Origin of the sequence: Acinetobacter sp. OYA S30, from assembly GCF_033599315.1 — a bacterium.
In the GTDB taxonomy this organism is placed as follows: Bacteria; Pseudomonadota; Gammaproteobacteria; order Pseudomonadales; family Moraxellaceae; genus Acinetobacter; species Acinetobacter baumannii.
On sequence record NZ_JAWVAV010000049.1, the window covers coordinates 1 to 23,072 of the forward strand.

The 23,072-nt window shown below is 39.0% G+C and carries 18 protein-coding genes; 9 read left to right on the forward strand and 9 right to left on the reverse strand.

What is annotated here, in order from left to right; all coding sequences use genetic code 11:
• The first annotated feature begins 74 nt into the window (after nucleotides 1-74).
• The gene (locus R5R67_RS16975; protein WP_025467456.1) at nucleotides 75-419 is read left to right on the forward strand and encodes a hypothetical protein; all 345 of its coding nucleotides are present in this window, start codon (nucleotides 75-77) and stop codon (nucleotides 417-419) included.
• Here R5R67_RS16975 and R5R67_RS16980 read toward each other — a convergent pair whose 3' ends face one another.
• The 4 genes from R5R67_RS16980 to rlmE form a co-directional block, all read right to left on the reverse strand.
• The gene (locus R5R67_RS16980) at nucleotides 420-734 is read right to left on the reverse strand and encodes a DUF5713 family protein (protein ID WP_000461267.1); all 315 of its coding nucleotides are present in this window, start codon (nucleotides 732-734) and stop codon (nucleotides 420-422) included.
• Between the two features lie 134 nt (nucleotides 735-868).
• Nucleotides 869-1,720, reverse strand: coding sequence for a dihydropteroate synthase (gene folP / locus R5R67_RS16985; protein ID WP_001176038.1), 852 nt, complete (start codon nucleotides 1,718-1,720; stop codon nucleotides 869-871).
• 132 nt (nucleotides 1,721-1,852) lie between these two features.
• Nucleotides 1,853-3,748 (reverse strand): ATP-dependent zinc metalloprotease FtsH, encoded by a 1,896-nt coding sequence (gene ftsH / locus R5R67_RS16990; RefSeq protein ID WP_001286662.1) that lies wholly within the window; start codon nucleotides 3,746-3,748, stop codon nucleotides 1,853-1,855.
• 134 nt (nucleotides 3,749-3,882) lie between these two features.
• Nucleotides 3,883-4,533 (reverse strand): 23S rRNA (uridine(2552)-2'-O)-methyltransferase RlmE, encoded by a 651-nt coding sequence (rlmE, locus tag R5R67_RS16995; protein ID WP_000235573.1) that lies wholly within the window; start codon nucleotides 4,531-4,533, stop codon nucleotides 3,883-3,885.
• Between the two features lie 199 nt (nucleotides 4,534-4,732).
• On the opposite strand from rlmE, the gene yhbY reads away from it, so the two are divergent.
• Both yhbY and R5R67_RS17005 read left to right on the forward strand, forming a co-directional pair.
• Nucleotides 4,733-5,056: a ribosome assembly RNA-binding protein YhbY gene (gene yhbY, locus R5R67_RS17000; protein ID WP_000729551.1), complete on the forward strand. Its 324-nt coding sequence runs from the start codon at nucleotides 4,733-4,735 to the stop codon at nucleotides 5,054-5,056.
• A gap of 14 nt (nucleotides 5,057-5,070) precedes the next feature.
• Nucleotides 5,071-5,607 (forward strand): DOMON-like domain-containing protein, encoded by a 537-nt coding sequence (locus tag R5R67_RS17005; protein ID WP_000179361.1) that lies wholly within the window; start codon nucleotides 5,071-5,073, stop codon nucleotides 5,605-5,607.
• 57 nt (nucleotides 5,608-5,664) lie between these two features.
• On the opposite strand, the gene R5R67_RS17010 is transcribed toward R5R67_RS17005, so the two are convergent.
• Complete coding sequence (locus R5R67_RS17010) at nucleotides 5,665-6,252, reverse strand: hypothetical protein (protein WP_001282881.1); 588 nt, start codon at nucleotides 6,250-6,252, stop codon at nucleotides 5,665-5,667.
• 313 nt (nucleotides 6,253-6,565) lie between these two features.
• Between R5R67_RS17010 and carA the strand changes: the two genes are divergently transcribed.
• The 5 genes from carA (at nucleotide 6,566) to R5R67_RS17035 (ending at nucleotide 12,784) form a co-directional block, all read left to right on the forward strand.
• Nucleotides 6,566-7,705: a glutamine-hydrolyzing carbamoyl-phosphate synthase small subunit gene (gene carA, locus R5R67_RS17015; protein ID WP_000106446.1), complete on the forward strand. Its 1,140-nt coding sequence runs from the start codon at nucleotides 6,566-6,568 to the stop codon at nucleotides 7,703-7,705.
• A gap of 14 nt (nucleotides 7,706-7,719) precedes the next feature.
• Nucleotides 7,720-10,950, forward strand: coding sequence for a carbamoyl-phosphate synthase large subunit (gene carB, locus R5R67_RS17020; RefSeq protein ID WP_001126293.1), 3,231 nt, complete (start codon nucleotides 7,720-7,722; stop codon nucleotides 10,948-10,950).
• 87 nt (nucleotides 10,951-11,037) lie between these two features.
• Complete coding sequence (gene greA, locus R5R67_RS17025) at nucleotides 11,038-11,514, forward strand: transcription elongation factor GreA (RefSeq protein ID WP_001190204.1); 477 nt, start codon at nucleotides 11,038-11,040, stop codon at nucleotides 11,512-11,514.
• A gap of 78 nt (nucleotides 11,515-11,592) precedes the next feature.
• Complete coding sequence (locus R5R67_RS17030; protein ID WP_000380749.1) at nucleotides 11,593-12,225, forward strand: CatB-related O-acetyltransferase; 633 nt, start codon at nucleotides 11,593-11,595, stop codon at nucleotides 12,223-12,225.
• A 121-nt stretch (nucleotides 12,226-12,346) separates the two neighbouring features.
• Nucleotides 12,347-12,784 carry a universal stress protein gene (locus tag R5R67_RS17035; RefSeq protein ID WP_000966778.1) on the forward strand — a complete coding sequence of 146 codons (438 nt, stop codon included), beginning with the start codon at nucleotides 12,347-12,349 and terminating at the stop codon, nucleotides 12,782-12,784.
• A gap of 55 nt (nucleotides 12,785-12,839) precedes the next feature.
• On the opposite strand, the gene R5R67_RS17040 is transcribed toward R5R67_RS17035, so the two are convergent.
• Nucleotides 12,840-13,169 carry an MGMT family protein gene (locus tag R5R67_RS17040; protein ID WP_016653641.1) on the reverse strand — a complete coding sequence of 110 codons (330 nt, stop codon included), beginning with the start codon at nucleotides 13,167-13,169 and terminating at the stop codon, nucleotides 12,840-12,842.
• A gap of 81 nt (nucleotides 13,170-13,250) precedes the next feature.
• Here R5R67_RS17040 and R5R67_RS17045 point away from each other — a divergent pair, with 81 nt between their 5' ends.
• Nucleotides 13,251-13,967: a metalloprotease gene (locus tag R5R67_RS17045; protein ID WP_000722324.1), complete on the forward strand. Its 717-nt coding sequence runs from the start codon at nucleotides 13,251-13,253 to the stop codon at nucleotides 13,965-13,967.
• Here R5R67_RS17045 and R5R67_RS17050 read toward each other — a convergent pair.
• The 3 genes from R5R67_RS17050 to R5R67_RS17060 all read right to left on the reverse strand — a co-directional run.
• The gene (locus R5R67_RS17050; protein ID WP_000222007.1) at nucleotides 13,964-15,688 is read right to left on the reverse strand and encodes a CapA family protein; all 1,725 of its coding nucleotides are present in this window, start codon (nucleotides 15,686-15,688) and stop codon (nucleotides 13,964-13,966) included. The two genes, R5R67_RS17045 and R5R67_RS17050, sit on opposite strands and share 4 nt — an antisense overlap.
• Nucleotides 15,685-17,340, reverse strand: a complete 1,656-nt coding sequence (locus tag R5R67_RS17055; RefSeq protein ID WP_072689111.1) for a poly alpha-glucosyltransferase — start codon at nucleotides 17,338-17,340, stop codon at nucleotides 15,685-15,687. The genes R5R67_RS17050 and R5R67_RS17055 overlap by 4 nt, the downstream gene beginning before the upstream one ends.
• A 148-nt stretch (nucleotides 17,341-17,488) precedes the next feature.
• On the reverse strand, nucleotides 17,489-23,072 hold a 5,584-nt coding region (locus R5R67_RS17060), incomplete at its 5' end, for a BapA/Bap/LapF family large adhesin (RefSeq protein ID WP_318755025.1).

Genomic DNA, 23,072 nt, shown 5'->3' on the forward strand with positions numbered 1-23,072 from the left:
TTTCAACTATTGAATTTGGTGCCATAAAGAATCCAGCGTAAGCTGGTTTTTTTATGCCTGATGAAAATAATGCCATGATCAGAATATTAATATTTATATCCGCTCTACTCTTTTTTATACCCTTTGCAAATGCCAAAGATATATTTAACGGTACAATCTTGTTCAAAAATAATGATTGGCACTTTGTACGCTGCTCTATTACTCAAGATGACTATCTAATTGAAGCCCCTCAAGAGATATTTACTCAATTTAAAGAGCTACAGCAGCAACAAAAAAACTATTGGGTCAGCGTGTTGGCAGAAGTAAATGAACAGCAGAATGGAAATTTAATTTTAAAAATTGAGAAAATAGACGAAGTTCACTTAGACGAGACATGTCATTTATTAGATGCTCTCAAAAATTTTGAAAATCGAGAGTAATCACCACTCTCGATTCATCACCAACTCTTCCATTTCCAGATCCAAATATCCTGCATCTTGTACCACCATCATCATTGCCTCAGCAATATAATCAGCAGCACTATCATCAAGCGATGAGTCTAGATCTTCGAACTGTGGCTTCATTTCATTAATTTCATTTACAGTTTGATGAGCGTATCGATAGATATCTTGCTCAGCTAACGCAGGTTTTTGAACTTTTTTAGCAAATTGCTCAATAAGCTGCTTGAGTTCAGCGACCAAAATATCTGGATAATATTCATCATCAAACATTGGGAGAAGTAAGTCTTCAAACATACAAAAGTTTACACAACAGCAAAAACTTGCCGCTTATAACATATTTTCGTAAAAATCACGAGATATTTACCCGACTCACTCATCCACTCTATTTTAATGAGCACTGAGTGAGTCCAATTTTATAACGTTATTATTCAGACTTGCTGCATCGCTTTCCAAACTAAAATTGCTTCATGCATTTCCTTTACATCATGCGCTCTTACAATGGATGCTCCCTGCTGAATACTAAGCAAATGCCCAGTTACACTTCCCACAGCACGTTGATCTGCAGGAGCGCCTTGTAAAGCTTCACCTATGAAACGTTTACGAGAAAGCCCGGATAAAATTGGATAACCAAGTTCATTAAGTTTCCAAAATTCTTTTAATAGTTTTAAATTTTGCTGGGCATTTTTCGCAAAGCCAAATCCAGGATCAACAATAATATTGTGCTTTTTTACCCCAGCAGCCAAAGCCTCATCAATACGCTGTTGCAACTCTTGCATCACATCGAGTGTTACATCAGTGTACTGATCCAACTGATTCATTGTCGTTGGTTCACCGCGCATATGCATAATTACTACAGGTATATCTAATTCTACGGCAGTTTTTAAAGCATTGGGACGTGTTAAGGCACGGACATCATTCCAGATATGTGCCCCTGCTGCTTTTGCTGCGCGAATAACTTCTGGCTGACTTGTGTCGATCGACAAAATAACGTTATGGTGAGATAAAGCCTCGACCACAGGTACCACACGACGCACTTCTTCTTCTACTACAACTTCTGAAGCACCAGGTCGGGTAGATTCCCCCCCAATATCAATAATAGTCGCGCCTTGCTCAATCATACTAAGTGCATGATCAACCGCTTGGTCTAATTGGTTATGTTTGCCACCATCACTGAAAGAATCAGGAGTGACATTTAAGATACCCATAACATGGGGCTGAGATAAATCTAATTGAAGCTGTCCACACTGTAAAATCTGCTTTGGTAAAGATATTAACTGCATAAAAAGCTCCGGTTCAAAATCAGCGGCTATTTTAGCAAGTAAGCTTTACATGCTGTCGATTTCTTTTCAGCTTTATCCAAAGTTAAGACAAATAAAAAAAGCCACATGACTGTGGCTTCTTTATTACTTAACTTAATTCATCGCTGGTAATGGCGGCGGAGTAGATGGACCATCTTTTGGTGGCTCAAACGCAGATACCGGATTTTCAGCAATATAAACTTTAGGTGGTTGAGGTTCGCGGCCTTCCATGATGTCACGGATTTGGTCACGATCAATAGTTTCCCATTCCATCAACGCTTTAACCATTGCGTGTGCGATATCTTTATTATTTTCCAAGATATCACGAGCAACTTTATATTGTTCATCTAAAATACGGCGTACTTCCTGATCAACTTGTTGTTGAGTCGCTTCAGAAATTGTACGGCTACCTACGTTACCGAAGAATCCATTTTGGTTTTCATCTTCGTAAACCATCACACCCATCTTGTCAGACATACCGTACTTCGTTACCATCGCACGAGCCATTTTTGTAGCACGTTCGAAGTCATTTGAAGCACCAGTCGATTGCTGTTGAATGAAAACTTCTTCAGCAATACGCCCACCAAACAAAATTGCAATTTCATTTAGCATTTTGTCTTTATAGTGGCTAATCTGATCTTGTTCAGGTAACTGCCAAGTTACACCTAAAGCCCAACCACGCGGCATAATTGTTACCTTATGCACAGGGTCAGTGCCCGGTAAAATCTCAGCAACAATTGCATGTCCAGCTTCATGGTAAGCAGTTGCACGACGCTCTTCTTCACGTAGAACCATTGATTTACGTTCAGGACCCATATAGATCTTGTCTTTTGCATCTTCAAAGTCATGCATATCGACAGTGTTCTTATTGCGGCGAGCAGCAAACAAAGCAGCTTCATTTACAAGGTTTGCCAACTGAGCACCAGAGAAACCAGGCGTACCACGAGATAAAACTTTAACATCTACACCAGTAACTGAAGGCAATTTTTTCAAATGTACATTCAGAATTTGTTCACGACCACGGATGTCAGGTAAACCAACCATAACTTGACGGTCGAAGCGGCCTGGACGCAATAATGCTTTATCCAATACGTCAACACGGTTAGTCGCAGCAATAACGATTACGCCTTCATTACCTTCAAAACCGTCCATCTCTACGAGCATTTGGTTTAAGGTTTGCTCACGTTCATCATGACCACCACCTGTACCTGAACCACGGTGACGACCTACTGCGTCAATCTCATCAATAAAGATGATACATGGCGCATGACGTTTTGCTTGTTCAAACATATCACGGACACGGGACGCACCCACACCCACAAACATCTCAACAAAGTCAGAACCAGAAATGCTAAAGAATGGAACTTTTGCTTCACCAGCAATTGCTTTGGCTAATAACGTTTTACCAGTACCTGGAGGACCAACCATAAGCACGCCACGTGGAATAGTAGCGCCCAAGCGTTTGAATTTTGCAGGATCCTTTAAGAAATCTACAATTTCCACAACTTCTTGTTTCGCTTCATCACAACCGGCAACATCAGCAAAAGTCACTTTGATTTGGTCTTCAGAAAGCATTTTTGCCTTCGACTTACCAAAACTCATCGGACCATTTTTGCCGCCTGCACCACCACCCATGTTACGCATAAAGAACATGAATAACAAAATGATTAACAGTACAGGGAAACTAGCAATGAGAAGTTGCATCAAAATGCCTTGACGTTGTGGTGCTGTGCCCTCTACAACAACATTTTGCTTGTTTAAGCTTGGCATAAGTTCAGTGTCTTCAACTTGCGGACGAACAGTTTCGAACTGAGATCCGTTAGTTTTTTCACCACTAATATTTAAACCGTCGATCGTGACTTGCTTAATTTGGCCAGCATTCACCGCTGCAACAAAATCTGAATATTTCATTGCAGTTGGCTTATTGCGGTCACTGATATTACTGAAAATTAAAATCAGAACACCAAGTATTATTAGCCACAATACGGCATTCTTGAAGTAATCGCTCAAAGCTTTATTCCCATATCAATCTAATTTGATCATGCCCAAACTTGGCCGATCGTCTTAAAAACAGCAATTGTCTTGCTTGCGGATAACCTAAAAGATACAAAATGCACAATTTTTAGGAGCTTGGCAAGTAAACTTTATTGCAATGCTTTCTTACGCCCTTGTCCAACCAAAAAAACTTCTTTAGATCGTGCCCGAGAAGCTGCTGGTTTTGCTGTTTTTAACACATCAAAACTATCAACGACTTGTTTACGAAACTCATCAAATCCTGCGCCTTGGAACACTTTAACAACAAACTGTCCATTTGGACCCAAGACTTTCTGAGCAAAGTCTAAAGCAAGTTCACACAAGTAAATCTGTCGAGGTTGATCAACAGCCCTATTACCTGATGTATTGGGGGCCATATCAGAAATTACAATGTCTACTTGTCTTCCGTTTAAAATATTTAACAATTTTTCAAATACAGCTTCTTCTCTGAAGTCGCCTTGTAAGAAAGTGACATCTGGCAAAGCATCCATAGGTAAAATATCGGAAGCAATAACCAATCCTTTACTACCAACGAGTTTCCCAGCGATTTGTGACCAACTCCCAGGAGCTGCTCCCAAGTCCACCACTGTCATGCCTGGCTTGATCAACTTATATTTTTCTTGAATTTCAAGAAGTTTATACGCTGCTCGTGCACGATATCCTTCCTTTTGTGCTTTTTTTACAAAAGGATCGTCTAGATGCTCCCTCATCCACGCACGACTACTTTTAGACAATTTTTGGTTGGTGATGCGTGTTGCCATAACTCACTAAATATCAAAAAAACTTCTGATTGCTCATTGTACGTGAAAATTACTCTCATTACAGTACGGATGTAACGTAATCTCAATAACTTTTACAGTTTTTTTCCAATAATGTTGATCGATTATTTATACAGTTTTTCGTACATTTGATTTTAAGTTTTTTGCTATACTAAGTCGTTTTTAAAATCAGGTATTTTTAATGGCCGCTTTATCTATTCATGAACGTAAACGTTTACGTCAAATTGGTCATGTGCTTAATCCGGTTGTCATGATTGGTGGACAAGGCTTAACAGACGCTGTTATTGAAGAAACGCTCCGTGCTTTAAACGATCATGAACTCATCAAGGTAAAAATTGCTGGTGAAGACCGTGAAGCTCGTGCCGCAGTAATTGATGCGATTGTAGAAGCAACTGGTGCTGAAGCTGTCCAGAAAATTGGTAAAATTGTTTTACTCTATAAAAAAGCAGCTAAGCAAAATCAACATTTATCTAACCTTGTTCGTCACGCACACTTAGCAAACTAACTTATTGACTACTTATGGCAAGTTACGAACTTTCAGCTTTTGATCGTTTTCATGCTGTTTCTGTTGTTGGCGCAATTGAACAGCAAGCCCCATATACATTAAATGTGGGTTTTTGGATTCGTGATCCAAACCAACTGATTATCTGGCCCCAAGAAGTCGCCGCTCATCCTCGCCAGGACTTTTTGTGGGAAGAGACTTGTTTTGAAATTTTCATTGGCGTGCATGATGAAGATTTCTACCGGGAAATTAATCTTTCCCCTTCTCAAGCATGGCAGACTTACCAGTTTGAAGAATATCGCTATCCGGAAAGCATGCCTCCCCTCGTTGCTTACGATATCGAATTGAATCATCTCAAACGTACCCACTATGGGTTAAATGTAAGTCTTGACTTAAGCCAGTTTATGCAACAGCACCGCTTAAAATGGGCAAACCTTTATCTAGGTTTGACTGCTGTTTTAAAAACAAAAGATGGTATGCAGTTCTATGCAATGCAGCATAGTGGAAAACATGCTGATTTTCACAATAAACGTGATTGGCTGCATGAGTTTTAAAAACAAAAAAGCGAGAAATTAATTCTCGCTTTTTTATTAACTTTTAATGCTAAATCTTTAGTGATCTCTTACTTTGTTCCAAGCTTCAACCGCATTATTTTTAGTGCGTTTTAAGCTTTCAGTTAAAGAGTCTTTGTGTTTTAAAGAAATTTGGCTAATGTCACCTTTAAGTTCCTTAGTCACTTTGGTTAGATCTTCAATTAATGCATTGATTTCAGCTTTTAAAGTATTTTTTAATTCATTCAATCCTTCTTGTGAAGTATTGAACTGAGCTTTAATCACATCAAGACGCTGTAAAATATCTTGTTTAATCTGAGCAAATTGATTGTGAATGTTCTGATTCAATTCTTGTGTTTCAGCTTCAATCTTTTCTTCGGTCTCATTAATTACAGCTTTTACTTGCTCTTGTGTTTCTGCAATAGCTTCTTTAACTTGCGAAGTCGCTTCGTGAGCCACTTCTTTGACCTGTTCTGTTTTTTCAGCTACAACTTCTTTTACCTGTGTAGCTTTAGTGCTAACCGCTTTTTTAGCTCGAGTCGTCGTTTTGGCTACTGCCTCTTTAGCTTCAGCTACTTCTGTTTTTACAGTCTCTGCTACTGATGAAGTATTCTCAGCTATGTCTTTTGAAACTTGGTTATCGCTCATGCTATTTCCTCGTATTGTTTATTTTTTAGCTAACATTACAATAAGAGGAATTAGACAATTTCAGCAGCCAGATTGTCAGACAATTTGCTAAAAGTATCAATTTCAGACAAGTGGATGAATTTTTTTGCTAAAAGCAAGCAATGAATTAAATTTTTTAATAGAAAATAAATAGACTTTTTAAGGTTCCATGCGTATAATGCGCTGTTAAGTTACAAGCGAGCAGACCAGTGAGGAGGGGCATGTTTTTTTAGAACATCGCCTATCTTTTTTAGGTCTACTCGCTTTTTTACAGCCGAAATTCAGGAGCTTTGGTTTGAGCACCCCCGCCATTTTAGCCCTCGCAGATGGAACGATCTTTAAAGGAACGTCAATCGGCGCAACGGGAAGTACGACTGGAGAAGTCGTTTTTAACACAGCCATGACAGGCTATCAAGAAATTTTGACTGACCCAAGTTATGCACAACAAATTGTGACATTAACTTACCCTCATATTGGTAACACTGGTTGCAACGAAGAAGACGTTGAATCTGGTCGTATCCATAAAGTATGGGCGAATGGTTTAATTATTCGTGACCTTCCACTATTACACAGCAACTTCCGTTCTGAGCAATCATTAAGTGAATATTTGCAAGCGCACAATGTTGTCGCTATTGCTGATATTGACACACGTAAACTTACTCGTATTTTACGTGATAAAGGTGCACAAAATGGTTGCATCCTTGCCGGCGAAAATATTACTGAAGAAGAAGCTATTGCTAAAGCTCGCGCTTTTGGTGGTTTAAATGGTTTAGACCTTGCAAAAGAGTGCTGTGACCCGACAGGCTTTGAATGGTCTGAAGGTTCGTGGGTATTAGGTAAAGGCTTTACTCAACCTGAGTTAAAATACCATGTGGTTGCATACGATTATGGTGTCAAAACCAACATCTTGCGTATGCTTGCAGACCGCGGTTGTAAACTCACTGTTGTCCCTGCTGAAACTCCGGCTGAAAAAGTATTAGCACTTAATCCGGATGGCGTATTCCTTTCAAACGGCCCTGGCGACCCAGCTGCTTGTGATTACGCTATCGAAGCTGTAAAAACTATTGTTGAAACCACAACATTACCTGTATTTGGCATCTGTTTAGGACACCAAATCTTGGCACTCGCTTCTGGTGCAAAAACTGTAAAAATGAATCATGGTCACCACGGTGCGAACCACCCTGTACAAAATCTTGAAGATGGTACAGTGATGATTACATCTCAAAACCATGGTTTTGCTGTAGATGCAGAAACATTACCGGCTAACTTAAAAGCAACGCATAAATCATTGTTCGATGGCACTCTACAAGGGATTCATCGTACAGACAAACCAGCTTTCAGCTTCCAAGGTCACCCTGAAGCAAGCCCAGGTCCACATGATTGTGCACCTTTGTTCGATCATTTCATCGAACTTATTGAAGCATCTAAACAGTAATTAAGGAGCGAATAATGCCTAAACGTACGGATATTAAAAGCATCTTAATTATTGGTGCTGGTCCAATTGTCATTGGTCAAGCTTGTGAGTTTGACTATTCTGGTGCTCAAGCATGTAAAGCACTTCGTGAAGAAGGCTATCGTGTTATTTTGGTTAACTCTAACCCAGCAACCATTATGACTGACCCTTCAATGGCTGATGCAACTTATATTGAGCCAATTACTTGGCAAACTGTTGCTCAAATCATTGAAAAAGAGCGCCCAGATGCAGTACTCCCTACTATGGGTGGACAAACTGCTCTTAACTGCGCACTTGCACTTGATGAAAATGGTGTATTAGAAAAATACGGCGTAGAACTTATTGGTGCAACAAAAGAAGCAATTGAAAAAGCTGAAGACCGTAAATTGTTTGATGAAGCAATGCGCAAAATCGGCTTGGAATGTCCAAAAGCTGCCATTGCTGAAACAATGGAAGAAGCATTGGAAATTCAATCTCGCTTTGGTTTCCCAGTAATTATCCGTCCGTCATTCACTATGGGTGGTTCAGGCGGTGGTATTGCATATAACCGCGAAGAATTCCTAGAGATTTGTGAACGTGGTTTCGACCTCTCTCCTACTCACCAATTATTGATCGATGAATCTTTAATTGGCTGGAAAGAATACGAAATGGAAGTTGTTCGTGACAAAAACGACAACTGTATTATCGTATGTGCGATCGAAAACTTCGACCCAATGGGCGTTCACACAGGTGACTCAATCACTGTAGCACCGGCTCAAACCTTAACTGACAAAGAATATCAATTGATGCGTAATGCTTCAGTTGCAGTTCTTCGTGAAATTGGTGTTGAGACAGGTGGTTCTAACGTTCAGTTCGGTATTAACCCGAAAGACGGCCGTATGGTTGTGATCGAGATGAACCCACGTGTATCTCGTTCTTCTGCGCTTGCGTCTAAAGCAACTGGTTTCCCAATTGCAAAAATCGCAGCCAAACTTGCTGTTGGTTACACCCTTGATGAATTGAAAAATGACATCACTGGTGGCGTAACTCCTGCAAGCTTTGAACCATCAATTGACTACGTTGTAACAAAGATTCCTCGTTTTAACTTCGAGAAATTCCCACAAGCAGAACCTGTATTAACCACTCAGATGAAATCTGTTGGTGAAGTCATGGCTATTGGTCGTAACTTCCAGGAATCTGTACAAAAAGCATTACGTGGTCTTGAAGTTGGCGTAAGCGGTTTCGATGAGAAAATCGAAGCTGGTGCAACAAATGTAAAAGAAACTATTCTAAAAGAGCTTAAAGTTCCGGGACCTGAACGTATTTGGTACGTAGCAGATGCATTCCGCCATGGCTTCTCTTTAGATGATGTATTTGAAGCAACTAAAATTGACCGTTGGTTCTTGATCCAAATTCAAGATATCGTCAACACAGAAGCTCAAGTAAAAACTTTAGGTTTTGGTGATCTCACTGCTGAAAATATCCGTTCGTTCAAACGTAAAGGTTTATCTGACCTTCGTATTGCGAACCTTATGGGTATTTCTCAAAAGCAATTCCGTAAGCAACGTTGGAACTTGGGTGTTTACCCTGTTTACAAACGTGTTGATACATGTGCTGCCGAGTTTGAATCTGGTACAGCATATATGTACTCGACTTACGATGAAGAGTGTGAAGCTAACCCATCAAATCGTGACAAGATCATGGTTATTGGTGGTGGTCCAAACCGTATTGGTCAAGGTATCGAATTTGACTACTGCTGTGTACACGCTGCTTTAGCAATGCGTGAAGACGGTTATGAAACAATCATGGTGAACTGTAACCCTGAAACTGTTTCTACCGACTATGACACATCTGATCGTCTATACTTCGAACCTGTAACACTTGAAGATGTACTTGAAATCGTACGTACAGAGAAGCCTAAAGGCGTAATCGTACAATACGGTGGTCAGACTCCACTGAAATTGGCACGTGCTTTAGAAGAAGCTGGTACTCCAATTATCGGTACATCTCCAGATGCAATTGACCGTGCAGAAGACCGTGAACGTTTCCAACAAATGATTCAACGTTTACAGCTTCGTCAACCAAACAACAGCATTGTAAAATCTGCTGAAGAAGGTATCTCTGAAGCTGCGAAAGTTGGCTATCCATTAGTTGTTCGCCCATCTTATGTATTAGGTGGCCGTGCAATGGAAATCGTCTATAACGAAGATGAGCTTAAACGTTATCTTCGTGAAGCAGTACAGGCTTCTAATGAAGCACCTGTTCTTCTTGACCACTTCCTTGATGATGCAACTGAAGTTGATGTTGATTGCGTATCTGACGGTAAAGATGTCGTGATTGGCGGTATTATGCAACACATCGAACAAGCAGGTATTCACTCAGGTGACTCTGCATGTTCTATCCCTCCTTACTCTCTTTCTAAAGAGATTCAGGATGAGATGCGTCGTCAAACAATTGCGATGGCAAAAGAACTTGGTGTAGTTGGTTTAATGAACGTTCAGTTCGCAGTGAAAGGCAACGATATTTACGTTCTTGAAGTAAACCCACGTGCATCACGTACTGTTCCATTCGTATCGAAATGTATTGGTGAATCTTTAGCAAAAGTAGCTGCTCGTTGTATGGCGGGTCAATCACTTGAGTCTCAAGGTTTTACTAAAGAAATTATTCCAAATCGTTTCGCAGTAAAAGAAGCAGTATTCCCATTTGCAAAATTCCCTGGCGTAGACCCAATGCTTGGTCCTGAGATGAAATCTACAGGTGAAGTAATGGGTGTTGGTCAAACCTTTGGTGAAGCATTCTATAAGGCTGTTTTAGGCTCAAATGACCGCTTACCAGGCTTGCCAACTGAAGGTGAAGTAAAGCATGCGTTCTTATCTGTTCGTGAGTCAGACAAGAAATACATCGCTGATATTGCTAAGAAATTAGTTGAATATGGCTTCAAACTTGTAGCAACAGGTGGAACATATCAGGTACTTAAAGAAGCAGGTTTAGAATGTGAATCTGTAAATAAAGTAACTGAAGGCCGTCCACATATTGTTGACCGCTTGAAAAATGGTGAAATACACCTTATTGTCAATACTACTGAAGGCAAACAAGCTCAATATGACTCTGCAATGATTCGTCGTGCTGCCCTACAAGGCAAAGTGTATTACACAACGACTATCAATGGCGCAGAAGCGGTTTGCCAAGCCTTTGCTGTGAAATTGCCAATGGATGTATACCGCTTGCAAGATTTAACTGTAGGTTAATTTTTTTCCGATAAGTCCCGCCACCTTATCGGTGGCGGGATTTTTTCATTTTTTTAACTGTGTTTTCTCAACTTAAGAGGGACCGAAATGCAACGTTATCCAATGACCCCTGAAGGTAAAATCGCCTTAGAGAAAGAATTACAACATCTGAAAACTGTTGAACGTCCACGTATTACTCAAGCGATTGCTGAAGCACGTGAACATGGGGACTTAAAAGAAAATGCAGAATATCATGCTGCTCGTGAACAGCAAGGTTTCTGTGAAGGCCGTATCCAAGATATCGAAGGAAAATTGGGGGCTGCACAAGTCATCGATGTTAAAGACTTAGAACAAAACGGTCGTGTTGTATTCGGTGTTACGGTAACGATTGAAAACCTTGATACTGAAGAACGCAAGACTTATAAGATTGTTGGTGATGATGAAGCTGATTTTAAAATCAATAAAATTTCAGTAAATTCGCCAATTGCACGTGGCCTTTTGGGTAAGAATGAAGGTGATGAAGTAAAAATTACCACTCCTCAAGGCGAAGTGGAATACGAAGTTGTAAGTGTAGAATACCTCTAAGGTAATACACTTGAACCCCTCTTTATGAGGGGTTGTTATTTAATATGGTTTGGCTCATTTTTGTTTGGATAATAAATTATGGATACTCCTCTAATTAACACACCAGTCCGCCATTGGTGTGAATTTGAGTTTATTTCCAAAACTGTGAAAAATCCAAATATCCATATTAAAGGGAATTACTCTTACTACTCGGCATATTGGGATCAAGGTTTTGAACGCTGTGTAGTGCGATATCTACATGACAAGCCTTCTACTCCAGACAAGCCAATTGATCAGCTCTATATTGGTAATTTTGTTTGTTTTGGCGCTGAATGCGTGATTATGATGGGTGGTAACCAACTTCATCGGCCAGACTGGATATCGACATTCCCCTTTGACACCCGAAGTTTTTTAGCCGCTGGTGACACTATAATTGCAGATGGCTGCTGGATTGGAAGTCGTGCAATGATTATGCAAGGTGTAAAAATCGGTGAAGGTGCTGTTGTTGCAACTGGAGCTGTGGTCACTAAAGATGTTCCTCCTTATACAATTGTTGGTGGCGTACCTGCAAAAATTATTAAATACCGTTTTCCTCAGGAGCAAATAGAAAAACTACTTGCTTTAAAAATTTATGATTTAGATGAAAAACAAGTTTTAAAAATGCGGGAATATTTACAAACGGATGATATAGATGCATTAACAGCATATCTTAAAAAATTACAGAGCGAATAAAATATATTTGCAAGAATTTCTTGCTTAAAAACACAAATGATTACGTGCTCGAATTTCAATCGTAAGAAAAGAAGTATAAAGTATTGAATAAATAACCATCATTACAATAAGGAATAAACTCATGTTATATCAACATATTCTTGTACCAATTGACGGTTCTGAAACTTCTATGGTTGCTATGAAAGAAGCAATCAAAATTGGGAAAGCATTAAACAGTAAAATTACGGTTGTACAAGTTATGGCACTTGACCCGATTATTGCTGACCTTTACGTTAAGACGGGGCAAACCAATGAATTGATTGAGCGTACTAGAATATATTTGCTAGATATTTTAGAGCAAGCCAAGCAACAATTTTTGCAAGAAGGTCTTAGTGTAGAAACCAAATTACTTGAAGGTTTTGTTGTTCACGAAGAAATTATTCAAGCTGCACAAGAGCTTAATGCTGATCTGATTGTGATGGGTTCTCATGGCCGCACAGGTGTACGAAAACTTGTATTAGGAAGTGTTGCGCAAAAGGTTTTAGGTGAAAGTCATATCCCGGTTTTAATAGTTCGTTAAAACTAAAAAGCCTGTCTAGCTTAATGTAGCAAGGCAGGCAATTTTTAAAATACTTTTAAGGCTGCCAAGCAAATTCCTTTAAGTTTACTTTGCCATTTAATAAATAGATTCCCTCTGCTTCAAGCTTTAACTGCTGAACGTTTTCGCCCTTTTCATTAAACTTACTTAGGCTAATTTTACCTTGCGAATTAATAACACGATGCCAAGGGACCTGATGATCTGCCTCAAGATGCTTAAGCACATACCCAACTAATCTGGCATGTTTAGGTAAACCTGCCATACGAGCAACTTGGCCATAAGTTGCAACTTTTCCATATGGAATCAAAGCGATGACTTCTAAAATTTGTCGATGTAGTTCATACTGAGTTGTCAAAATGGAATCCATAAACGTTGACATTATTCATATCATATAAAAATTTTTGAATAAAATTAAACCTACTCTAAGATGAGCTCAAGGGAAAATCGCATGAAAAAAATATTGCTGTTGATCAGTGGAACTTTACTGTGTGTTTCTTGTACTACTCGTCCCCCTCTGCTTTCAGAAAGAGGTCCAAGCATATCTGCAGATGGTCGGCCTATTGTTCCCGTCACTTTTGTTTTTACTACCAATACTCCTCAGGCTACAAAATTTGATAATTATCAACAAATGCGTAAGGAAATTAAGATTTTAAATAAATATTATGTAGATGATAAAAATAATAAGATTTTCAAATTTAAATTACACCGTTATATCCCTTATGAAGAGTTCTCAAAGTTACATTGTGATTTGAAACAGCAAATTAACCAGCCTTATCCCATTTCTACTGAAACTATTCCTGCCAGTGTAAATACATGTTTTCCTAAGCGCACTGCAAGTAAAGAAGTCATTGTTTTTATTTATGATGCCTACTCAACAAAATGGAAATTTGAAGATGTAACAAGCAGAGCATTTCGTAATAATGGCAAACCTTTTATTTTATTAGATTGGAACCGTCTAAATTATAATATTCAGGCTGGTAGTGTGCATGAGATGGGGCATGTATTTGGTCTAAAACATGTTTGTGCACCGAAGGCTACAAAACGTACTCCAACCAATATTATGACAAGTGCCGAATGTAAATTAGGTAGTGGGGGCTTAAGAAATTTAGGGTTTACTCCAGTACAACTGCAAACCATTTTATCGACTTACAACCAATATCCTTAAAATTTAACTTCAAGATATCTCCCTAATTTATCTTGGGATGCCATGTAATTCTCAGGGGTCAGTAAAGATGTCATGTAAGCATTGGCCTTTGAGAAATCTTCCGCATCTACAGGATAAGGCTGCCAAAATGTTTGTAAATTATTGGTGTACATGGGGTAAAGGCGAATGATATCTTTTGCCAAATCAAGTCTAGCTATACAGCCAAATGGCAAAGCATTTTGCTGTTCATATTCACCGTCACTATTAAAGACTGCATTGCCTATATTAAAAACAACAGGCTTTTGATTGATGATCTGGATTGGTTGAATAGTATGAGCACCATGACCAACGATCAGATCAGCTCCTGCTTGAGTAAGAATAGTCGCGAGTTTAGTTTGGTCTTTTGTAATAGGCTTAAAGTCGACACCCCAATGACAAATAACAATAATTTTGCGTTCTGGATGAGCCTGCTTATAACGCATTATTTGTTCAAGTAAAACTCCATTTAAACAAGCTACTCCACTTCTTGATCCTAACGCATAAAAGTCATAATCCAGATAGGCTGTGTCTCTATGCCAATAACCATTAAAAATCGCATAGTGCTTAGTCTCAAAAGTGATTTCAAAGTAATTGTGAGCATCTTTCTGGTTCAGTCCAGCGCCAATATAAGAAATACTCGCCTGATCCAACTGTTGTAATGTATAGGCTAATCCTTGCTCACCGTAATCTTTCAAATGGTTATTTGCCAAAACCAAATAATTTAGATGAATGCTCTTAAATTCTTCTAATGTTTTTTTAGCATCTGCTTTTAAAACAAATGGCTTTTTATCTTTTAACGGCGATTGATTTTCTAAAGAAAATACTGCTTCAAAGTTAGCGATGTTGATGTCATTTTTACTTAAAAAGGGCTGTATTTTTTCAAATGAATAATGATATCCATATTGCTGTAAGGCATCTGTTTGCCCTCTAGACTTACGCTTTTCAGTATACATTTCACCCAAATAGGTATCTCCAAGAATATTGATAATACCTGTTTGAGAAGAATATTTTTTTGCCTCGACATACCCTTCTTGAAAATAATGGTAGTAAGGAACCAAATGCTCCAGACGGTGAATATCATCCAGAAAAGAGAAAAAGCCAATGCTCCGGTTATGTTCAGAATAAGTGATATAAATCTGTCTAAAGATATGTGAGATATATAAAACCGAAGTGAGTACCGGATGAGCAAGCAAAGGCGTAATCGGTTGATATACTTTATTTTTAAAAGAAAGTGTTCTAATAAAGAAAAGTTTTTTCAGCTCGGCTGGATAGCTATAAATATGTTTTACCAACAAAAATAGATTTTTTAATTGATTAGGTGCTCTTAAAGCTAACTGGTAATCTTCTGCTCTTTTAGACAAGATCAATTGTGTTTGCTCAACAGAGCCCAACAGCATATTGCTTAAGGCATCTTTAACATCATTTGCCTGAGTAAAAATTAAGAATTGTAAGAGCTCGGCAAATGTATATGATTCATTTTTTTCTAGACCTAAATTTTGTTTACCAATTTTGTTAATTTTTTGTTCAGGAACCCGATAGACTTCATCAGCTTGAACTTTTTTTTGATGAAATTGTTCTAATGCATAATCAATCAGTAATAATGTAGAAATGTCTCCATCAATTTCAAATGCCCAAATTGCCTCTTCAAATTGAGCATGATCAAGAGCAGCTAGCAGCTTAAGTTCAAATAGAGGGTAAGTCATATCTCCCCTCCCTCGAAATCTTTTACGTAGGCAATATAACCAGAAAGGTTGTGTTCCTGATCATCAATTCTTACTCTAAAGCGGTCATGCCGTACATAAAAAGCATGCAATATTTTATCTGGTCGAGCCATATACATGGCTATTTCCGGATAGAAAAAACCTGTGGTTTGAAATTCGGCTCGAAACGTAATGAGTTTTTTTAACTCAGACATATATGCTTGTTCAAAAAGTGCATTATGGCCTTGCTCTTTTAATCGATTTACCATTTTATAGGCTGCCATTAGCATTTCTAATAATGTGGCATATGTTGTTTTTCTATTTCGAATAAAAATAAAATGTTTTAAATAATTATTTAAACCAAAAATAAAATATTTTTCTTCAGGACATATTTTTGTAAGCTCATTGGTACAATAACTTAACCAGTGATCATGATATTTTTCATATCTTTTATGAATAAAATTTTCAAACATTAACTTAACTGTGTCTAATAATCTTTTATCCTGATTAATTTGATATAACCTTAATAAAGCTAATGCTGCTTCTCCATCATAATAAATGATTCTGAACTTTTCTTTTAAATCATAATTTGGATAATTTAATACATGAGTAGTTAATCCATCCGGATCTACTAATTCTAAAATACCATGAGCAAGTTTCTCTGCATATTTTAAATAATCATCTTTTCCTGTGATTTCTTGATATTTCGTTAACATTAAAATAGCTGCGGCATTTGCACCTAATTTAATTTCTAGCTCCCCTTCTTTACCATCAATCATAAACGCAGTTATTGGGTCTTTTTCTTTATAGAAAGTAGTAAGTGCGTATTGAATTGCTGCAACAATTTTAGGCCAGTATTCAGGTTTATCTTGTACTTCAAAAGTCTCTAAAAGCGCGTAAAGCGAAGTACAGTGACGTACCGTATTATAGTTCCGTATATCACGATCATAAGCAGGAAAATATCCATAAATGAATTTGCCATTTTCTTGAATCTGGCTATGTAAAAACGCTGCATTTTTTTCAATGAGGACTCTAAAGTGCTGTTTTTTATTGCTAGCAATGGCTCTAATACCATTTGCATCGTAGCGACTTGCTAAATTAATAAATTGTCCATTTTCATAAAAAGTTGCATAGGTATCGAAAGTCCACACTTCTTGTAGTGACTGAAGTTTAATTTCCGGCTTTGTTGCACGATATTTTTGTTTAATTGCATAGTTCAGATTTGTTTCATCAAAAAAGTTCGGCTTGTCATAACTTAAGCCCCGAATAATGGCTTTTCCATATATTTCTTGCTCCAGAAAAGCTACCGAACAGGAATCATCAAATCCAATACCTCTGCGGTAATGATTATTGTGAAATTGGTGATGAACCTGCTGCTCTATTTGGTTCCAACTTTGCTTTTCTAAATTGTACGCAACATCAATTTTTATGTAGTCTGGAAGTTGATCTGGCGAAAACTGATCATCAATAAAATCAAATAATTGTAGAGTTGCTTGTGTAAGCACTGTTTTTTCACTATGCCATACGCTACATCTGTGATCTTTAGGGCCAAATGATATAAATAAAATAGTTTCTTCTTGAAGGTCTGAAACATGGTGAACGATATGTTCTAACCAAAGCTTGAGCTGTCTTTTGAAGTCTAAAAATACCGCCACTCGAATTAAGTCCCTATCCGTTATTTGTTGTTCTATAAAATTCTCAATGCATCATAGCATGAACTCTTTCAAAGCTAGGTTAACGTATTGTTTAAACATAAAAAAAGAGAACCCTAGGGTTCTCTTTTTCTGATGAGTCAATTATCTATTAATAGAGAATTTGACCATTGTTAAGTAATTCAGTCTCTGTTGTAGTAACACCTTGTAAGACTAACAATGTAGTGAAGTTATTACCTGGGATGAGTCCTGATAATCCATCACGGTCAATCTGAATTGTAGTGTTACCACCACTTGTAGTGACATTCAGATATTGTCCAATATTAGCATCTGTTTGATCTCCATCTAACAAGGCTCTGATATCAATCAGATCAGCTTGTTTGTCTGTAGCAACATTACCAACATGGAAGTCAGTCCATGTATCTACACCGTTACCACCTGTATTTGCACCATTGTTAGCTGTAGCAGCAGTTCCATTCAACAATTGATAAATCACAGTATCTGAACCCGTACCTGTTGTGAATGTGTCATTCGCAGAAGTACTTGTGTAAAGAAGATTGTAATCAGTATGTGTTAAATCAATCGTTAAGGTTGATTGAGATTCAACTCCACCAGTTACGGACACAATCTTATAGTTAATACTGTCAGTAGACGCCAATTGTGTGGTTGTAGTCACATCATTTGGACGGTACTCATATTCACCATTTGATTGCATAATCAATACACCGTTACCGGTATTGATTGTTTGTCCAACTGCATCAACATAAGCATTTTGCGCATTATCCCAAACTTGGAGTTTAGCTCCTTCATGAGACAAGATGCCTGTATCCGCTACTCCACCAATGTTGTCTCCTGCCAACACATTTCCGCTGATCCAATCTGAACGATAAGTATCTAGATGAACTGTCGTTGTAGAAACATTTGTATCTAGTGAAGTCGCACCAAGTGAAACACCTGTTAGCGTATATTGTACGCGGTAGGTACCTGCAGCTAAATGCTCAACAGTGTCTTGGAATGCAACACTACCCGCTTGAATAGTTGCCACGCTTCCTAGAGCAGTTTGAGAACCTGAGTAAATTGTATTCACCCATGCTGTACCATTCCAGCTTTGGATCACATAACTTACTGTCGGTAGTACACTTGCTAAAGGTTGTGCTGTATAAACCGCTGATAGATCAATATTAGCAACAGTTCCAGCTCCTACTACAAACTGATCAGACACTACTGAATTAGAACCTATGAGATTTACAGAAACCACAGGGCTCGCCACATCTACTGGTAGATCAGCAGCATTTGAGAAGTCTGTAGTTGTAACCACATGATCAGGATTAGCCGTTAACTGTACTACGCCATCATTTGCTGGGTTAGCAGCATCCCATGCGATTGTTACGTCTGGTGAACCAACCTGAACATGTAATGTCGCTGTATCTGTTGCCCCTGTTAATACATCACGAATTGTATAAGTGAATGAATCCACTTTACCAATCGCGCTCAGATCAGTTGTATTTGGTGTATAGGTGTAGTGACCATTTGTAGAAATCACCAATGTACCGTATGCACCGTTTATAACTGTATCTGTTCCGACAGTTTGTGGTAGAGCACCCACTACTTCAGATGTCACAGTGGTAACTTGAGTAGTTAACGTAGTTACGTCATCAGTCAATACATTACCATCTGCAACAACCGCTGTATTGGTAGGCGCAACTGTGTAATCAAAGTCATCTTTCACTACACTCATTGTACCTAGGATACCTACTCCTAAACCGGTGTAAACCATAAATGCACGGTATTCACCTTGGCCTAGATCTGGAACAGTAACACCAATTCCACCGTTACCTAGTAAACCAATATTGAGTAAGCCAGTACTTGAGCCACCGTCAATATTATGCCAAGCACCATCAGCACCTTTTTGCTGTAATACAACTTTATAGTCATTAAACAATGATAATGAAAGCACTGGAGCATATGCGAATGTCACATCAGCTTCGTGTCCAGCATCAATTGTAAATGCAACACTTGGTGTTCCTAACAAGGAAACATTTAAGTCCTCTGTAATGCCCACCAATGCTAGATAAGTTGCAGAACCTACAGCTACACCAAGCTCGCCTTGAGGAACGATATCTACACCAGCAGAAACAACGTTATCAATCGCGTCTACAGGAGTAACTGTGATGACAGCAGGTTGTGATGGATCACTTGTATTCCAAGTCATATCGACTGCATCGCTATCAATATGGAGATACAAGGTCGCTTGCGATGTATTTAGACCATCTGACAAGGTGTAAGTAAATTGATCAACTTGACCAAGGCTTGCAGCCTCACCATTTGGCTGATAGCTGTAGTTACCATTAGCATAAATTGACAATGTACCGTGGTCACCGACAATGGTTGTGACACCTGTTGCATTAACTGCAAATGCTGTGCCATTAAATTCAACGCTAGTTACTGTGCTAAAACCAGAAGCAGTATCTGCGTGTCCATTTAAGCCCACATCATGAATAACGTTACCTTCTGCAACTTGAGTGCTATAACCTGTGATATTTGTCGCATCAAATACATCTTTCTGAACTGACAATGTACCTAATAAGCTAACGCCAACACCACTACCAGCATAAGTCATATAGGCTCTATATTGACCAGCAGCTAGACCTTCCAATGTCACTGAATTTCCACCAAAGGCTGCCAGACTGAGTAAGTCCGCTTCTCCAGTGCCATTTACAGCTACCCATTGATTGGTTGCAGTATCAAATTTCTGAACCACGAGTACATAATCAGCAAGCAGACTTGCATCTATTAATGCACTGTAATTGAAGGTCACATCATTTAAGGTGCTATCGGTCAAAGTAAAGTCAACACCTTGTCCACCCAACTGGAAGTCAAAATTGTCAGTTAAGCTTAATAACGCCACATATAGGTAGCTATCTACCGCAACATCGTTACCAATTTGCAGATATTCTGGATTAACAACAGCTACAGCAAGGTCGTCTACGGCAATCACTGGCGTACTGTTGCCAATAGTGAAGTCTAGACTTGCACTTATATTGCCGCCCAAAGGATCAGCCAACGTATAAGTGAAGTGATCGACTAGACCGAGGTTGGCATTCGTATTATTCGGCGTATAGATGTAATCACCATTCGCGAATATTTGAAGCGTACCGTATTGACCCTGAATAATTGTTCCAGTATTTGGATCAACATTCGTAGTCACACCGTTTACAGTAACTGAATCAACAATTGTGTATCCAGTTACAGCATCAGCATTTGTACCTACGCCAAGACCAGTAATGACATTGCCTTCAGATGCCAAACCAGTAAAGTCAATTTGGTTTGGATCGTAAACATCCATCGTACCTGACAATGTACCTAGGATACTCTTACCATAGAGGCCGTTGTATGTCATAAAGGCACGGTATTGACCTTCGTCAAGCCCTTCAACAACCACTCCCGGTGTCGCATTCACACCTATACCCAATACACTTAAGTTCAGTAAAGAAGCTTCACTGCTACCGGTAATTGATTCCCAACGATTTGTAGCAGTATTGAATTTCTGTACTACAAGTTGGTAATCACCGAGTGCTCCTTCATTGATTAAACTGCTGTATTTAAAGGTTGCGGTTCCAGTTTCACCAGCACCTACATTGAACTCCACAGTACTATTCACGAATGGTAAAGGAGCTTGTAGGTTGATGCCAGCCAACGATAACAATGCAAGATAAGTTGCACTACCCAATGCTCTGTCATCTTCGATGAGATGAGGCTCAGCAGCAATTGCAGCATTTACAGCGTCATCCACTGCTGTAATCGTTACAGTAGCAGGTTGTGATGGATCAGCTGCATCCCAATTCATATCCACAACTTTACTATCTAGATGTACATAGAACGTAGCTTGTGAAGTTGTATTAGAAGCTGGGTCTAACAAGGTATAAGTAAATTGATCAACCTGACCTAATCCAGCACTATCAGCATTTGGCGTGTAGGTATAATCACCATTTGCATAGATGAGTAAAGTACCGTGAGTACCAATAATCTCAGTTGGAGATGCACTTACTGCAACACCATTAACTTCACTGATAATACTGTTAGGTGTAGCGATATCAACATCACCATTCGTATTTGGATCAGAGATTAGGTTGCCATGAGCTGCTACGACATCGTAACCAGTAATAACCGCTGGGTTATAGACATCTACACTGCCGTTTAATGTTACAGCTACTGCTCCGCCTACCAAGCCATTGAATGATAAGAATGCTCTATATTCACCCTCTGTAAGCCCGCCTATTTGCGCAGTTGGCGTATTACCAAGCAAGGTCAAGTTCAGTAATGAACGATCACCTGTACCATTCACTGCTTCCCATTGTCCTGTCACATCATTGTATTTTTGCAACACAACATTGTAGTCACCTAAAGCAGATGCACCAATCAAACTATTGAAGTTAAATGTTGCAACCCCTTCCTGACCAGCACCGATAGTAAAGTCAACCGTATCTACTGTGAGGAGTTGTAGGTCAACAATATTTCCAACATTCAATAGAACGCCATAGAATGCTGAATCAGTCTCTGTACCCACCAATTGATATTGTGGATTGAGTTCAACCTCAACAAGGTTATCCGCTGCACGAATCGAATCAAACACGATATTAAGATTAGCTTGACCTGTTGCTCCAGTTACTGAGTCAGTTAACGTATATGTGAATACATCAGTTTGACCTACACCAGAACCATCTGCATTTGGTACATACACATAACTACCATCTTGATAGAAAGTAATTGTTCCGTAAGTACCTGCAAATGTCTCTCCATCAGCATCAATCGGATGACCATTCACTGATGAAACATAAGTATTTGCAGTTACCTGATCGACTTGACCTGTTGTTGGATCTGGATCAGTAATCACGTTACCTTCAGCATTACCAATTTCATATCCACCTGCTACAGACAAATCATAATCATCCATAGTGGCAGAAAGAGTGCCTAACACGCCCAATCCTAACAGTCCGTCGTAGGCTAAGAAGGCACGGTATTGACCCGCATCTAAACCATCAAGGACTGCACCAGGAACATTTCCTGTACCAATACCTAACAAGTGCAAGCTAATTAATGATGAATTAGCATCACCATGTATAGATTCCCATTGGTTAGTTGTTGTATTGAACTTCTGAACTACTAACTTGTAATCAGAAAGTACAGCTGCGTCGATTAAGCCACTATATTGGAAAGTAACATCACCTTCATGGCCAGCATCGACAGTAAATCCTAGAGAATTACCACCAAGTTGAAGGTCTAAGCCTGCTACAGATGTAAGTACTAAATAAGAAGTACTACCTAGACTTACATCATCACCAACAAGCGCTGGTTGCGGACTAAGAACTGCATGATCAGTGTTGTCGAAAGCCAAGATACTAGAAGAACTAATCGTTACCGTACCAGTTGCCGGAATCGATACATTACCCGCAGGGTCGGTTGCAGTTACGCTTACGGTATGCGGACCATCGATTAATGAAGGAAGGGTATTGTCTGCAAGCGTCCAGGTACCGTCACCATTGTTGGTTGCTGAGTAATCCACGCCATCCACAGTCACTACAACTGTCGCAGTAGGATCATCAATCGTACCAGTCAATGGTGGTGTATCATCATTAGTAGTTACATTTGTGAAACCAACTACCGGTGCAACAATGTCTACAACGAAACCATCAGTTCCATCAAGTACATCACCTGTACCTAAGTTACCTGCAAGG